The sequence below is a fragment of the Xenorhabdus miraniensis genome, assembly GCF_002632615.1.
Genome location: NZ_NITZ01000002.1, coordinates 25,182 through 40,092 on the forward strand (window position 1 = coordinate 25,182; position 14,911 = coordinate 40,092).

Consider the following 14,911-nt stretch of genomic DNA (forward strand, 5'->3'; position numbering starts at 1 on the left):
ACGTGGATAGGCTGGGTGTGTAAGCGTTGCGAGACGTTGAGCTAACCAGTACTAATGAACCGTGCGGCTTAACCTGACAACACCGAAGGTGTTTTGGGTGAGGGTGAGAGAGATAACAGTTTCAAATTAACGCAAGAGCGCAGCTTGTTCGGGATTGAATACAGGATTTGTCTGGCGGCAACAGCGCGGTGGTCCCACCTGACCCCATGCCGAACTCAGCAGTGAAACGCCGTAGCGCCGATGGTAGTGTGGGGCCTCCCCATGCGAGAGTAGGACACTGCCAGACATTCAATTAGCCAGAGAAGCCACCCTTAACCGGGTGGCTTTTTTGCATTTGGGGAAAATTAAATATCGTATTCTAAGATCAACGATGGCATCTTAGTAAAATCATTTATTTATTAATATGTTAGATTAATGTACTTTTCCTTTTTCAATTCCAATCCCCGTTTGTGAACGAATAAACTGGCGACGAAACATTTCCCTTTCCTGTTGGCCTTGTTTCGATGTATCAGTGATCGAAAATAACCACGCCCCGATAAATGCTATGAACATAGAAAATAGAGCGGGATATTCATAAGGATAAATCGGTTTTTCATGGCCAAGAATACTGACCCAGATTGTTGGGCCGAGGATCATTAATACAACGGCTGTCATTAATCCCAACCATCCGCCAACTAAAGCTCCTCGTGTTGTCAGCTTGCTCCAGTACATCGACAGTAAAATAATAGGGAAATTGCAGCTTGCAGCAATGGAGAAAGCCAAACCAACCATAAAGGCTATATTTTGCTTTTCAAATAAAATTCCCAGCCCGATAGCAACGATACCCAAAATAACGACAGTAATTTTTGACACTCTCAGCTCATCACGTTCATTGGCCTGACCCTGTTTAATGACATTGGCATAGAGATCATGGGAAACCGCTGAGGCGCCAGCTAGCGTTAATCCGGCAACGACAGCCAAAATAGTGGCAAAAGCAACAGCAGAGATAAAGCCAAGGAAGAAATCACCGCCAACGGCACTTGCCAGATGGACAGCAGCCATATTCGTGCCACCAATTAATGCCCCAGCTTCATCTTTGAATGAAGGGTTAGCACTGACCAATAAGATTGCACCAAACCCGATAATAAACGTCAGTATATAAAAATAACCAATAAAACCGGTGGCATAGAAAACGCTTTTACGGGCCTCTTTGGCATCATTAACAGTAAAAAATCGCATGATGATATGCGGTAATCCGGCAGTACCGAACATTAATGCCAGTCCTAAAGAGAGAGCGGATATAGGATCAGACACTAATCCGCCAGGGCTCATGATTGCAGGGCCAAGAGAATGTACAGCAATGGCTTCTTTAAACAGCTCATTGAAATTGAAATTTACTGTTTTCATGACCATCAGAGCCATAAATGTTGCTCCTGCCAGCAGCAGGATTGCTTTGATAATCTGAACCCATGTTGTTGCCAGCATCCCACCAAACAGTACATAAAGCACCATTAGAATGCCGACCAAAACAACCGCAACGTAGTAATTTAATCCAAATAGCAATTCGATAAGTTTTCCTGCCCCCACCATCTGGGCTATCAGGTATAACGCGACAACAACCAGTGAACCTATGGCGGACAACGTCCGGATAGGACGTTGCTTTAGCCGATAAGAAGCAACATCTGCAAAGGTATAACGCCCTAGATTTCTTAATCGCTCAGCAATAAGGAAGAGAATAATTGGCCAGCCAACGAGGAAGCCTATGGAATAGATCAACCCGTCATAACCGGAGGTATAAACTAGCGCAGAAATGCCCAGAAAAGAGGCTGCTGACATATAGTCACCCGCTATCGCCATTCCATTTTGGAAACCGGTAATACGCCCACCGGCGGTATAATAATCTGAGCGTGAAATGGTCCGTTTTGAGGCCCAATAAGTAATGAAAAGCGTTAACCCGACGAATAACATAAACATGACAATTGCTTGAATATTCAGGGGTTGTTTTTCTACATTACCTGAAATGGCACCTGCTTGCGCTAAGATAGGAAAGAGGAAAGAAAATAGCGGTATTGCTAACAATACAATTTTTTTCATTTTCTCACCTCATTGAGAATAGTGGATGTCAGGCGATCGAATTCACCATTCGCTCGCACAACATAAATCCCCGTCAATATGAAAGAAGCAAAGATAATCCCAATACCTACGGGGATACCGCGAGTTATACTCGTGCTTTCATTGAGAGGTGTTCCAAGCCATTCGGGTGCAAAGGCAATAAGGAAAATAAAACTAACATAAAGCACTAAAATAATGATGGATAACAACCAGGCAAAACGTCCTCGCTTTTTAATCAACTCCTTAAAGCGGGGATTATTTTCAATCTCTTGATAAATATCAGTATTCATCAGAGTATCTCCTTGTTGATTTTAAACGACACACCTTAAGTTACATTATGGAATGCCAGATACGAGGTGGCCGTTTCCGAGAGAATTCATGATTATTAGCCACGTCCCTGAGCAGTTATGTACTTTTGGCGATACGTCATTCAAGCCGCCTTGCGGCGGCATATATGTTTTATGACATCTTTATGGATTGTTTTTCTTCCAGTAGTTTTTCAACAACGCCCGGATCAGCCAGTGTGGAGGTATCTCCTAAGTTACTGGTATCACCAGAAGCAATTTTGCGTAAAATACGCCGCATGATCTTTCCGGAACGCGTTTTAGGGAGAGAATCCGTCCAATGAAGAATATCGGGTGTTGCAATCGGGCCTATTTCTTTACGAACCCAATTTCTGACTTCGGTATACAGTTCTGGGGAAGGTTCTTCACCATGAATTAGCGTGACATAAGCGTAAATAGCTTGTCCTTTGATATGGTGAGGAATACCAACAACGGCCGCTTCAGCGATTTTGGGATAGGAAACCAACGCTGATTCAATTTCTGCGGTTCCTAGGCGATGACCTGAAATATTCAGAACATCATCGACACGGCCTGTGATCCAGTAATAGCCATCTTCATCACGCCGGGCACCATCGCCACTGAAATACATTCCCTTAAAGGTGGAAAAATAGGTTTGTTCGAAACGTTCATGATCGCCGAATAAAGTACGTGCTTGTGCAGGCCAGGAGTCCGTGATAACGAGATTGCCTTCATTTTCTCCCTCTAAGATTTCTCCTGAATTATCGACCAATGCCGGGCTGATGCCGAAAAAAGGCAGGGTAGCGGAGCCTGCTTTGAGATCGGTCGCACCGGGTAATGGCGTAATCATGAATCCGCCTGTTTCAGTTTGCCACCATGTGTCCACGATAGGGCATTTACTATTCCCTATCTTTTGGTAATACCATTCCCATGCTTCCGGGTTAATTGGTTCACCGACAGAACCCATGATACGTAGCGACGTGCGTTTGGTTCCTTCTATGGCTTTATCGCCTTCCGCCATCAATGCTCTAATGGCAGTTGGTGCAGTATAAATAATATTAACCTGATGCTTATCAATGACCTGACAGAGGCGATTAACATCGGGATAGTTGGGAACGCCTTCAAACATTAAGGTCGTGGCACCACAGGATAATGGGCCATAGAGCAGATAGCTATGCCCTGTGACCCAGCCTACATCGGCTGTGCACCAATAAATTTCACCGGGACGATAATCAAACGCGTATTTGAACGTCAGGGAAGCATAGACCAGATAACCACCGGTCGTATGCAGAACGCCTTTGGGTTTACCGGTTGAACCAGAGGTATAAAGGATGAATAACGGATCTTCAGCATTCATCTCTTCAACAGGGCAATCTGAGCTGATATTTTCGATAAGCTCATGCCACCATAAATCACGGCCGTCATGCCAGTTGCTGGTATTTCCTGTGCGTCTGAAGACAACCACATTAGTGACACTCGTCACAGCAGGATTGCTCAGTGCCTCATCGACATTTTTCTTCAATGGAATCGTGCGACCGGCTCTCAAACCTTCATCTGCGGTAACAATAAGCTTGGCATTAGAATCGATAACTCTGCCTGAAATTGCATCCGGAGAAAAGCCACCAAAAATCACCGAGTGAATTGCTCCTATACGGGCACAAGCCAGCATTGCAACAGCAGCTTCTGGCACCATAGGCATATAGATAGCAATAACATCACCTTTTTTGACGCCCAGTTTTTTCAAAACATTGGCGAACTGGCAGACATCATAATGTAACTCGCGATACGTAACGTGTCGGGATTCTGCTGGATTATCTCCTTCCCATATAATGGCGGTTTGATCGCCACGCTCTTCCAGATGGCGATCGAGACAGTTGGCACTTAAATTCAGTGTTCCATCTTCAAACCAGCGGATATTGATATGCCCTGGGTCGAAAGACGTGTTTTTGACCTTGGTGTAGGGCCTTATCCAATCCACTATTTTACCTTTTTCACCCCAAAACCCTTCAGGGTCTTGTAGCGACCATTGGTAGTCTTGTCGATATTGTTGTTTGCTTATCAGGGCCGTATCTGCAATATCAGCAGGAATAAGGTGCTTGATTATTTGAGTCATATTTTTATCTCCTTGCAATTGTTAATACTATGTCAAAACAACGTTAACTAAAGTGCAAGGAGAATTTTTGTTTCTTTTTTGCGCGGAAGATCACGCAATAAAGAGAATGAATTTCATGGAATGATCATTTAGTGCAGTGTCATTGGGTGAAGTTAAGTAAGGTTGTCAGTTATATCTGTGGTTAAAAATTTCATAAAGTCGATTTTGTTTAGATTTTCAGTTTAATTCTAGTATGAAACGCGAGCCTATAGAAGAAAACCATAGTGAATACATGGAATTGATAATCATTTTCATTATCATTCAATTCACTATAATAATCATCCTGTCTACAAAGTGTGAGTTTTATATATTTTAACAACTGGAGATATGACATGAGCTATTCACTGCCTTCTCTGCCTTACTCTTATGATGCTCTAGAGCCTCATTTCGATAAACAAACGATGGAAATTCATCATACCAAGCACCATCAGACTTATGTCACTAACACGAATACAGCTCTGGAGGCTTTCCCTGAATTAAGCGGGCTGGATATTGACGACCTAGTCCAGCATCTTGATAAAGTGCCTGCTGATAAGCGTACTTTTGTTCGCAATAATGCAGGCGGGCACTCAAACCACAGCTTGTTCTGGAAAGGCTTAAAATTGGGTACTGAATTGTCTGGTGTTTTGAAAGCGGCTATTGAGCGCGATTTTGGAAGTATCGACAGCTTCAAAGAAAAATTTGAACAAGCGGCAGCCACGCGTTTTGGTTCTGGCTGGGCATGGTTGGTGCTGAAAGAGGGTGGCAAGCTGGCGGTTGTTTCAACGGCCAATCAGGATAGCCCGCTTATGGGTGAAGAGATCGCAGGTGCTTCTGGTTACCCGATTGTGGGTTTGGATGTGTGGGAGCACGCTTATTATCTGAAGTATCAGAACCGTCGTCCCGACTACATTAAAGCATTCTGGCATGTCGTTAACTGGGATGAGGCTGCAAGACGTTACGAAGAAAAAATTAAATAAGTGCTAAAAAACTCCTCTCTTGATAATGCTGGTCACCACAGTGATCAGCATTTTTATTATTCATAATTTTTCTTTATTATTTAGCATTCTTTCTGCTTCACGATTAAAGGCACCATGCAATAATGAAAAAGAACGCTGTCATGATAGTAGCAACCCTTATCGTATCCTCTCTCATGGTCGGATGCTCACAACCAAAGAGTAGTGCTGAACGCAACGCCAAGCATTTCATTTATGCTTCTAACGACGATTTTGACCCCAATTTCCAAACTCAAATATACGATAGCATCCAGCTTTCTGTACCTTATTTTGAACAGTTCTGGCAACTGGGTAAAAAGGACAGGGAAGCCGGAGTGACACCGGAAGATGCGCAGCAACGTGTAAGTTACTTCAGCAGTGATGAGTTTCTGAACTCTCTTCAGAGAAAATCATGGTTTGCAGGTAAGGTTTACAACGAGACTGCTTCACCAAAATGGCTCAAGGCCATGTCTGAAGCCATCTCTGCCACTTATACAGACGGTTACGAAGGCCGGAATTAATGCTTTGGGGGGGAAATTTCCCTCCATCGTGAATTGAAGTGAGGCTTGCCGCGTTTATCCGCTCAGGGTAATATTTATACTCGTCTATTGAGGAGGAATAGAGATGTATTACCTACAGGTATATAGAGGCAAAATAATTTCCTCCGAAAAATGGGGTTCCAGTGCAATTAACAAACTGCTGGTGAATGGCCGTTTACAGCTTACCTCTCTTGGTCTGGAAGGTGATGAACAGGCAGAAACCCGTTTTCATGGCGGGCCTGATCGCGCGCTTTGTCATTATCCTATGGAACATTATCTCTTTTGGAAAAGGCAATTTCCTGAATTAACAGAATTATTCTCACCACCATTGTTTGGTGAAAACTTATCTACGGAAGGTATGACGGAAGAAAATGTTTATATTGGGGATATATTCCAGTGGGGAGACGTTTTGATTCAGGTCACACAGCCCCGCGCTCCTTGTTATAAACTCAATCATCTTACTGGAATTAATAACTTTTCTGCCATCATGCAAGATAGTGGATATTGTGGTTGGCTATATCGTGTTATTTCTTCTGGTTTTGTCAGCGTGAGTGAACCGATAAGATTGCTGAGTCGCAATAGTGATATTTCTGTTAAAGAAGCCATCTCCATTGCTTTCCATAGTCCATTTGATGAAGAACAATATCAACGTTTAATGAGAGCAGCGGGGTTATCCGCCAGTTGGAACCTGAAGATGCAGCAACGGATATTGCATGGAAAAATTGAAGATTTCAGTCGTCGTTTATTTGGAAAGTAAAATTCTTTTAATTTTAAAGAATCATTAAACAATATGCTATTATAATCCCGTAGACGGTAACTATATTCTTGTTATCGTCATATTTATTTTTATCTTTTAAATTTTTTCTTTGCATTTATTCTTATTGTTAAATAGGTTATGTTTACATATTAGAGTAAAAATATAGGTTTTTATTGTGATATATATCACAAAAGTATACTCTAAGATTATTAAAATGAATTCTCCATACGGATTAATAATATTACGGGAATATTAAAGTAAAACAACATTAAAATATTAATTATTATGAAGGGGTATTTATGAAGATTCCAAAAAAAATTCATTATTTTTGGGTTGGAAGTAAAATTTCCGAGAAAGATTTAAGGCGTATCATTGCAATAAAATCTGAGAATCCTGGTTTTGAAGTTAATATTTGGGGGCTGAAAAATGTTAAATCATTAATATTGAATAGATTAACAAATCTTACTTTTAAGTATAATGATGCTGTTCTTGATATTGGGGAGTTATTTGGAAATCAATTTGTATATAGAGATATTGAAACGGCATTTAATTTCTTAATAAATCACTCTTCATCGCTTATTGACACAGATTTTACACGTGATTTGTATGAGAAGAAAAGAGCTGAATTAACCAATCTTGGTGTACGTTATAATAATGACCCTACGAGAATGAATTTTTTACATCGGGTATTTCATCCAACCAGTTCTGGTGTGCGTTCTAATGATTATTCTAAGGTAATACGTTTCTTACATCATATATTTCATCTTCAGTTACATGGTGATTTTAAAAACTATGCCTCTGCCAGTGATATTGCGCGTTTGGTTATTTTGTATATGGAAGGTGGGATATATCTTGATGTTGATGTTGAACTCACTGATTCAGATATAAAATATATGCAATCTTACTGCTTTGGTCAGAATTTACCTATCGAAAAACGCTTTAACCGAAGAGCAAGGTTTGAAAAATTAGAGCTTAAATCGGATATAGGTTTTGGTGATTGTCATGGAATGGGATGGGGAAGAGTAAGCCAGAGTGATGAAAAATGGAATATAAGATATCTCGATGCCTGTAGAATAAAAAAATTAGTTTATAATGAGTTTTCAAATGGCATTATTGCTGCACAACCCCGATCAGAAAAAATCATGGCTCTTTTAGTTTTTATTGCCTGTAATATTAAAAAGTATTCTTATAATCAAGAGGATAAAACATTAAGCTCTAAATGGAGAACGGGAATTGTTCCTCATTTACCTTCTATGAACACACCTTCGTATCGTAGATGTCGCCGGCTTGATTTAACTGTCGATATGACAGGGCCACAGTCTTATCAAGAGCTTTTTTCTATAGTTAAAAATAAAGAGTTGGATAATCAACATGAAATTGATTTTATTAGTCCTCCCAGAAATTGGCAAATGAATAGTGGCTTAGATTTAATGTTTAAAAAGGTTGATACTAAAGCTGATTGGGCAACGGTGAAAAATAAAAAATAATCGTTTTATTGATTTTTTTCTACTTTATGTTCGAAGGTCTTATGAATATGCCAAAGAAAACCACCAAAAAGCCAAAGGCGATCTATTGATCACCTTTGGCGATGAATAACATGATTACGGATGAGCAATAAGCCCTACTGCTTCATAAACTTTATCCAAAGTTGCCTGAGCACGAGCCTGAGCTTTAGCTGCCCCTTCTGCCATGATTTGGTTAAGCAAGGCTTCATCATTACGGAAATGGTGGAAACGCTCTTGTAAGCCAGTTAACATTTCACATACGGCATCAGCAACCGCCCCTTTTAAATGGCCATACATTTTGCCTTCAAACTCAGCTTCCAACTCAGGGATAGTTTTGCCTGTTACGCCAGCAAGAATATCCAGCAAGTTAGAAACACCAGGTTTATTTTCCAGATCATAACGTACACGAGGTGGCTCTTCAGAATCTGTAACGGCACGTTTGATTTTCTTGGCGACAGATTTTGGATCTTCAAGCAATGCGATGAAGTTACTGTGGTTATCATCCGACTTCGACATTTTCTTGCCCGGATCTTGCAATGCCATCACGCGAGCGCCCTCTTTTGGAATGAATGGCTCTGGGACAGTGAAGATATCACCATATAAGGCGTTAAAACGCAGTGCCAAATCACGGGTCAACTCAAGATGCTGTTTCTGGTCAATGCCCACAGGGATTTGATTGGCCTGATAAAGTAAAATATCAGCGGCCATCAGAACAGGATAATCAAACAGGCCCGCATTAATGTTTTCTGAATGACGGGCAGATTTATCCTTAAACTGAGTCATACGGCTGAGTTCACCGAAATAGGCGTAGCAGTTCAGTACCCAGGCCAATTGAGTATGTTGTGGAACATGTGACTGAACAAAAATGGTGCTTTTCTTTGGATCGATACCACAAGCAAGGTAAAGCGCCAGCGTATCCAGAGTGCGTTTTCTCAGTTCATCGGGATCTTGGCGCACAGTAATGGCATGCTGGTTAACGATGCAGTAGATGCAATCATATTCATCTTGCATTTTTACCCACTGACGCAATGCCCCCATATAGTTACCGATGGTCAATTCACCGGAAGGTTGTGCGCCGCTGAATACAATAGGTTTTTGGGAGTTCGATTTCATTACAGTGGGTTCATTCATTTTATTAAGCTTCCTGTCTTTTCAGAGTGGATAATAGTTTCAAAGTGGATAGTCCAATCGTTGGAAGTAGATCCGGAAAATGGTCTAATACGTAATTTGGCTGGCTTGATGCTATAGATTCTCCGTAGTTATATCCATAGGTCAAACCAACGCAAGGACAGCCTGCGGCTTGTGCTGCCAAAATATCATTGCGAGAATCACCCACAAAAAGCAATTCTTCTTTATGTAGGCCAAACATACCCATTGTTAGATACAGCGGTGCAGGATGTGGTTTCTTCTCTTTAACATCATCACCGCCCAACACCAACGAAAAGTATTCACTGATACCCAATGATTCCAGCAATGGGGCAATAAAAGGTGTGGGCTTATTAGTGACAATCGCCATGGGCAAATTGTGTTTTGCCAGTTCTGCCAACGTCTCTTTTACATGAGGAAACAGTTGGCTGCCTGTGGTGACGCTGGTTTCATAAAACGCATCAAACAGTTTGCGGGTTTCTTGGTGCAATTCAGGAGAAGCTTCAACACCCGCCCATTTTAGTGCGCGTTCAACCATGACATCCGCCCCGTTGCCTATCCAAATAGCAACTCGCTCTTTGCCCGCAGCGGGCAAGCCCTTGGCAATCAGGGCTTGATCCAACGCATTTGCCAGACCGCTGGCACTGTCCACCAGTGTGCCATCCAGATCAAATGCGATGGCACGAATTCCTTCTACTACGTTATTTGTCATGGCGCTACCTTTGATAATTCGCGACGCATCTCATCAACAACAGCTTTATAATCTGGCTGGCTAAAAATAGCAGAGCCAGCAACAAACATATCAGCACCAGCCTGAGCAGCCGCGGCAATATTATTAGGCTTAATGCCACCATCAACTTCAAGACGGATATCGTACCCGCTGTCATCAATAATTTTGCGTACTTGACGTAGTTTGTTCAGTGTCTCAGGGATGAAAGACTGACCGCCGAAGCCTGGGTTAACAGACATCAGGAGAATCACATCCAGTTTATCCAATACATAATCAAGGTATCTGAGAGGCGTAGCAGGATTGAAAACCAAGCCAGCTTTACAGCCATGTTCCTTGATAAGTTGTAAGGTGCGATCGATATGTTCGCTCGCTTCGGGATGGAAAGTAATATAGGTAGCACCAGCTTTGGCAAAATCAGGGATAATTCGATCAACCGGTTTTACCATCAGGTGAACATCAATTGGTGCGGTGATACCATAATCGCGTAGCGCCTGGCAGACCATTGGGCCAATAGTCAAATTTGGCACGTAATGGTTATCCATGACATCAAAGTGCACAACATCAGCACCTGCTTCCAAAACCTTAGCGGTATCTTCACCTAATCGGGCAAAATCTGCGGATAGAATGGATGGGGCGATCAGAAAGTCTTTCTTCATTATTATCTTCTCCAATTCATTGTTTTATCCCTGTTATTTCAGGGACAGGAAGCCTCACTTATTTCTGGCAGTATAACGCCAAAAGCTCATCAACTTTACTTCGGGCAAGAATATTTCTACTGATTGTCCGGCGGGCTTTAACAATGTAAAGGGAAGCCTGATGATACCAATCTCGTGTCATCGGCGTGTCGTGATTGGAAATGAGCACCGGAATGCCTTGTTGAGACGAGAGATAATAGGCGATTTGTGCCAGATTTTCCTGATCAAGAAGGTTAAAGCTATTTGTATGGTAGGCTGTAAAATTAGCCGTGGCCGAGAGTGGCGCATACGGTGGATCGCAATAAACCACCGAACCTTTTGGCGCGTTGTTTAGTGCGACTTCGTAATGTTGGCAGATAAAAGTCGCCTTCTGGGACTTTTCGGCAAACCAGTAAAGCTCATCTTCAGGAAAATAAGGTTTTTTATAGCGCCCGAAAGGAACGTTGAACTCACCCCGTGAATTATACCGGCAAAGACCGTTATAGCAGTGTCGGTTGAGGTAAAGGAACAACATACTGCGGCGAAAGGGATCTTTGCTTTTGTTGAACTCTTCTCTCAGGCGATAGAAGTTTTCGGAGTTGTTGAATTCCGATGAAAATAGTGGACGGGCATGATTAATAAACTCATCCGCACGAGATTTTACGGTGTCGTACAGATTGATCAGATCACTATTGATATCTGACAAAATGTAAGAATCATAATCGGTATTCAGGAATACCGAGCCTGCGCCAACAAATGGCTCAATCAAGTAATCGCCCTCTGGCAGATGACGTTTAATATCATCTACCAAGGGGTATTTTCCACCGGCCCATTTTAAGAAAGCGCGTTTTTTTTTCATGCCGTCAAATTAGTTATTCAATAATTTCAGAGCCGCAGATTGTACTCTGTTTAGGACAGCATATCAGCGCCTAATCAAAATAGTTTTATCTTTTCAGATCTTGCTGAACCTGTTGTAGTTTTCTGACCCACGGTTTTTTAGCCTGAACTTCCGCAGGGAGTGAGGAAATGGCGATTTTAGCATCAGAAACTGAACCGTAGTTACCATGAATCAAGATAAACCATGCCTTACCATCACGTTTGGTTTCATAAACCTTGTAGTTATTAAGGTTATGTTTTTTCGCGAAAGCAATCAAGGTATCGGAGCGGCTCGCGCTGCTCAGCTGGAGAGTGAATCGGTTTGCTGGGGCTTTTAGTAAGTCGCCACCGGCACTTTTTGTATTAACGTGACTATTGTGAGTAGCCTGATTATTGCCCGTGGCAGGTTTAGTCGCTGCCTTAGACTGGCTTTCCTCTCTTCTCTTATCTTCTATTTTAGGAGGTGCCATTTTCTCCATTTTTTTCTGTTCAGCTGACGGAGTAGCGGTTGGTTTGACCTGTGGTGGCGTCAGGTTTTTTTGTACTGCGTTATTAATGTTGCTTTGCTGCTGATTCAACGCATCAGTGATGTCACCGGGCAATTCTATACGTTGGTTGTAGCCACCCGTTCCGGTTGCTGGAGCAAGATCTTTACTTGGAGTATTACTCACTGGCGGTGGGCTGATTTCACGAGGGCCATTGATTGAGGATTCATGAGCTGGGGGGGCCTTATCTTCAGGCTGTTCACTATTTTGAGTATCAGGGGAAAGTGAAGAAGATCCAGAGAGATCGATACTCTTTTCCGTTGCATCTGAAGATTGCTGTTTTTCATGCTCAGTGGGTGATTTTAATGCAGAACTGATAGCAATAATCAGAAGCAAAAGTACCAGAATACCAACACCAATCATCATTTGCTGACGAGATACAGCCAGTTTGGGTTGATTAGATTGTTTTCTGGATCGCTGAGGGCTGCGATCAGACGTATCAGGCTTAAATTCGTTTTCTGTTTGTTTTTTGTTTTCTGATTTTAATTCGTCCATATGCCCTCCCGACAGAGATAATACTGCCAATTGTTATTTAAGAGGTTTGGCAGTCTGACCTAACTAAAACCGATAAAGTTCTGTCTGATAATGTAGCTATCTTATAGCATAACAGCTAGAGAATGATTCATCATTCAGCTTTTATCCTCAGAGAGAATTTTGCCACATCCAGATATTCCCTTCATCTTTCAAGTTGCTGTTTTGACAATAACTTTCACTCACTGCTGAGCTGCAACTTGAAATTTATGGATAAAATCGTGGAATTAGCTGGTGGATGGCTGACATAGGCGAATGGCATCCAGTATCACTTCCTGCCCAATATCAGAGCGAAGTTTTGCCTCCCCAATAGCTGTGGGTAGCACGAGATGTAGTTTTCCTGCGGAAACTTTTTTATCACGCATCATGTGAGGAAGGTAGGCATCAGGAGACATTTCGGCAGGGCCGCTGATCGGTAATTTTGCCCGTTCAAGCAAACGGATAATGCGCAGGGTCTCTTGTTTTGAGAATGTGCCGACAAGTTCAGATGCCCGTGCTGCCATCACCATGCCGGCAGCAACTGCCTGACCATGTAGCCAGACGCCATAACCCATTTCAGCTTCAATCGCATGTCCAAAGGTATGGCCGAGGTTTAACAGCGCCCGCATTCCATTGCGTTCTTGTTCATCTGCCGCTACGACTAACGCTTTGAGTTCACAGCAACGACGAATGCAATAAGCCATTGATTGATTATCGAGAGCCAGTAATTTCTCAATATTATCTTCAAGCCAACGAAAAAATTCACCGTCCAGAATGACGCCGTATTTAATGACTTCAGCCAGACCTGAATACAACTCTTGGGCGGGCAGTGTTTTCAAACAACTGAGATCGACAACAACAGATGCAGGCTGGTAAAAAGCCCCTATCATGTTTTTGCCGAGGGGATGGTTGACTCCTGTTTTTCCACCGACAGAGGAGTCAACCTGAGAAAGTAGCGTGGTGGGTATTTGGATAAAACGAGCGCCGCGTTGATAGCTGGCTGCGGCAAATCCCGTCATATCACCGATTACACCACCACCGAGAGCGATAAGTGTTGTGTCACGACCATGATTATTTTCCAGCAGGGCGGAAAAGATGTCATTAAGCACAAAAAGTGATTTGTACTGCTCACCGTCAGGCAAGATAACTTCATTTACCCGAAGATCCATTCTCTGCAATGTGGATTTCACCTGTTCAAGATACAGGGGGGCAAGCGTTTCATTGGTCACTATCATGACTTGCTGGCCAGCTTGCAGGGGCTTGAACGCCTCATTGTCAGAAAATAGCCCTTCGGCTATGGTAATTGGGTAGCTTCTTTCACCTAACGTAACAGTCACTTGTTCCATATCAGCTTTCGCCTTATCGCTTGCCGCCGTGCGGACTCGCTATAATCAGTTTTTTTCCAGTAATTCAATGATTTGGTTAGCGACGACTTTGGCGCTTTGCTCATCCGTACGAATAGTCACGTCAGCAATTTCCTCGTAAAGAGGATTGCGCTCATCAGCCAAATTTTCTAAAACTTCTCGTGCTGGTGCATCAACCTGAAGTAAAGGGCGTTTTTTATCGCGCTGGGTACGAGCTAACTGTTTTTCGATGGTTGTTTCTAAATAGACGACCACACCACGGGCAGACAGGCGATTGCGGGTTTCTTTTGATTTAACGGAACCCCCTCCGGTAGCCAATACGATGCCTTGTTTTTCAGTCAGTTCGTTAATTATTTTTTCTTCGCGGTCGCGGAAGCCTTCTTCGCCTTCCACATCAAATACCCAGCCCACGTCAGCTCCGGTACGTCGCTCAATTTCTTGATCAGAGTCGTAAAACTCCATATTGAGTTGCTGAGCTAACTGACGACCAATAGTGCTTTTGCCGGCACCCATAGGCCCAACCAGAAAGATATTGCGTTTCTCTGCCATGTTTTTGGTATTACTAAGACTATTTGTTAATGATAACCCGCCCCGCCAATCAGATTAGCCGCGGGACCTAAACTGAAACCTCATGAGTGAGAATGTGAGATCAGATAGGAAAATTATCTCAGCACATCAACCTGTATTGCAACTATATAAATTTGGCACGAGTCTCTGTTATCTGGCTCATGCTTTGCGGGTTGATT

The 14,911-nt window shown here is 42.6% G+C and carries 14 protein-coding genes and 1 rRNA gene; 5 read left to right on the forward strand and 10 right to left on the reverse strand.

From position 1 onward, the window contains the following. Positions 1 to 170: 170 nt before the first annotated feature. Positions 171 to 286, forward strand: a 5S ribosomal RNA gene (gene rrf, locus Xmir_RS02070). Positions 287 to 411: 125 nt separating this feature from the next. On the opposite strand, the gene actP is transcribed toward rrf, so the two are convergent. The 3 genes from actP to acs form a co-directional block, all read right to left on the reverse strand. Next, entirely contained in the window at positions 412 to 2,073 is a 1,662-nt protein-coding gene (gene actP / locus Xmir_RS02075) for a cation/acetate symporter ActP (protein WP_099112804.1), read from the reverse strand. Then, a complete protein-coding gene (locus Xmir_RS02080) occupies positions 2,070 to 2,381 on the reverse strand; it encodes a DUF485 domain-containing protein (protein WP_099112805.1) in 312 nt (103 codons plus the stop codon). The genes actP and Xmir_RS02080 overlap by 4 nt, the downstream gene beginning before the upstream one ends. Before the next feature lie 169 nt (positions 2,382 to 2,550). Beyond that, a complete protein-coding gene (acs, locus tag Xmir_RS02085; protein WP_099112806.1) occupies positions 2,551 to 4,506 on the reverse strand; it encodes an acetate--CoA ligase in 1,956 nt (651 codons plus the stop codon). Between the two features lie 371 nt (positions 4,507 to 4,877). On the opposite strand from acs, the gene sodA reads away from it, so the two are divergent. The 4 genes from sodA (at position 4,878) to Xmir_RS02105 (ending at position 8,302) form a co-directional block, all read left to right on the forward strand. Continuing rightward, the gene (gene sodA / locus Xmir_RS02090) at positions 4,878 to 5,504 is read left to right on the forward strand and encodes a superoxide dismutase [Mn] (RefSeq protein ID WP_099112807.1); all 627 of its coding nucleotides are present in this window, start codon (positions 4,878 to 4,880) and stop codon (positions 5,502 to 5,504) included. Positions 5,505 to 5,644: 140 nt separating this feature from the next. Continuing rightward, entirely contained in the window at positions 5,645 to 6,040 is a 396-nt protein-coding gene (locus tag Xmir_RS02095; protein WP_244170836.1) for an Exc2 family lipoprotein, read from the forward strand. A 103-nt stretch (positions 6,041 to 6,143) separates the two neighbouring features. Continuing rightward, a complete protein-coding gene (yiiM, locus tag Xmir_RS02100; protein WP_099112809.1) occupies positions 6,144 to 6,815 on the forward strand; it encodes a 6-hydroxyaminopurine reductase in 672 nt (223 codons plus the stop codon). A gap of 299 nt (positions 6,816 to 7,114) precedes the next feature. Further along, a complete protein-coding gene (locus tag Xmir_RS02105; protein WP_145956858.1) occupies positions 7,115 to 8,302 on the forward strand; it encodes a glycosyltransferase in 1,188 nt (395 codons plus the stop codon). Positions 8,303 to 8,416: 114 nt separating this feature from the next. Here the strand turns inward: Xmir_RS02105 and trpS are convergent, their stop codons facing one another. The 7 genes from trpS to aroK all read right to left on the reverse strand — a co-directional run bounded on the left by trpS (position 8,417) and on the right by aroK (position 14,714). Beyond that, the gene (gene trpS / locus Xmir_RS02110) at positions 8,417 to 9,451 is read right to left on the reverse strand and encodes a tryptophan--tRNA ligase (RefSeq protein WP_099112810.1); all 1,035 of its coding nucleotides are present in this window, start codon (positions 9,449 to 9,451) and stop codon (positions 8,417 to 8,419) included. A gap of 4 nt (positions 9,452 to 9,455) precedes the next feature. After that, positions 9,456 to 10,178, reverse strand: a complete 723-nt coding sequence (locus tag Xmir_RS02115) for a phosphoglycolate phosphatase (protein WP_099112811.1) — start codon at positions 10,176 to 10,178, stop codon at positions 9,456 to 9,458. After that, positions 10,175 to 10,852 carry a ribulose-phosphate 3-epimerase gene (gene rpe, locus Xmir_RS02120; RefSeq protein ID WP_099112812.1) on the reverse strand — a complete coding sequence of 226 codons (678 nt, stop codon included), beginning with the start codon at positions 10,850 to 10,852 and terminating at the stop codon, positions 10,175 to 10,177. Before rpe ends, Xmir_RS02115 begins: the two co-directional genes overlap by 4 nt. Positions 10,853 to 10,910: 58 nt before the next feature. Further along, positions 10,911 to 11,729, reverse strand: a complete 819-nt coding sequence (gene dam, locus Xmir_RS02125; RefSeq protein WP_099112813.1) for an adenine-specific DNA-methyltransferase — start codon at positions 11,727 to 11,729, stop codon at positions 10,911 to 10,913. Between the two features lie 85 nt (positions 11,730 to 11,814). Further along, entirely contained in the window at positions 11,815 to 12,786 is a 972-nt protein-coding gene (locus Xmir_RS02130) for an SPOR domain-containing protein (protein ID WP_099112814.1), read from the reverse strand. A gap of 263 nt (positions 12,787 to 13,049) precedes the next feature. Continuing rightward, positions 13,050 to 14,147 carry a 3-dehydroquinate synthase gene (aroB, locus tag Xmir_RS02135; RefSeq protein WP_099112815.1) on the reverse strand — a complete coding sequence of 366 codons (1,098 nt, stop codon included), beginning with the start codon at positions 14,145 to 14,147 and terminating at the stop codon, positions 13,050 to 13,052. A 45-nt stretch (positions 14,148 to 14,192) separates the two neighbouring features. After that, positions 14,193 to 14,714 (reverse strand): shikimate kinase AroK, encoded by a 522-nt coding sequence (gene aroK / locus Xmir_RS02140; RefSeq protein WP_038237472.1) that lies wholly within the window; start codon positions 14,712 to 14,714, stop codon positions 14,193 to 14,195. Positions 14,715 to 14,911 lie beyond the last annotated feature (197 nt).

What these genes read in the sequence shown, in the direction of transcription:
- dam (WP_099112813.1), bottom strand. Translation starts at nt 11,729, where the DNA reads ATGAAAAAAAAACGCGCTTTCTTAAAATGGGCCGGTGGAAAATACCCC.
- actP (WP_099112804.1), bottom strand. Translation starts at nt 2,073, where the DNA reads ATGAAAAAAATTGTATTGTTAGCAATACCGCTATTTTCTTTCCTCTTT.
- acs (WP_099112806.1), bottom strand. Translation starts at nt 4,506, where the DNA reads ATGACTCAAATAATCAAGCACCTTATTCCTGCTGATATTGCAGATACG.
- trpS (WP_099112810.1), bottom strand. Translation starts at nt 9,451, where the DNA reads ATGAATGAACCCACTGTAATGAAATCGAACTCCCAAAAACCTATTGTA.
- aroK (WP_038237472.1), bottom strand. Translation starts at nt 14,714, where the DNA reads ATGGCAGAGAAACGCAATATCTTTCTGGTTGGGCCTATGGGTGCCGGC.
- sodA (WP_099112807.1), top strand. Translation starts at nt 4,878, where the DNA reads ATGAGCTATTCACTGCCTTCTCTGCCTTACTCTTATGATGCTCTAGAG.
- Xmir_RS02115 (WP_099112811.1), bottom strand. Translation starts at nt 10,178, where the DNA reads ATGACAAATAACGTAGTAGAAGGAATTCGTGCCATCGCATTTGATCTG.
- rpe (WP_099112812.1), bottom strand. Translation starts at nt 10,852, where the DNA reads ATGAAGAAAGACTTTCTGATCGCCCCATCCATTCTATCCGCAGATTTT.
- yiiM (WP_099112809.1), top strand. Translation starts at nt 6,144, where the DNA reads ATGTATTACCTACAGGTATATAGAGGCAAAATAATTTCCTCCGAAAAA.
- Xmir_RS02105 (WP_145956858.1), top strand. Translation starts at nt 7,115, where the DNA reads ATGAAGATTCCAAAAAAAATTCATTATTTTTGGGTTGGAAGTAAAATT.
- Xmir_RS02130 (WP_099112814.1), bottom strand. Translation starts at nt 12,786, where the DNA reads ATGGACGAATTAAAATCAGAAAACAAAAAACAAACAGAAAACGAATTT.
- Xmir_RS02095 (WP_244170836.1), top strand. Translation starts at nt 5,645, where the DNA reads ATGATAGTAGCAACCCTTATCGTATCCTCTCTCATGGTCGGATGCTCA.
- Xmir_RS02080 (WP_099112805.1), bottom strand. Translation starts at nt 2,381, where the DNA reads ATGAATACTGATATTTATCAAGAGATTGAAAATAATCCCCGCTTTAAG.
- aroB (WP_099112815.1), bottom strand. Translation starts at nt 14,147, where the DNA reads ATGGAACAAGTGACTGTTACGTTAGGTGAAAGAAGCTACCCAATTACC.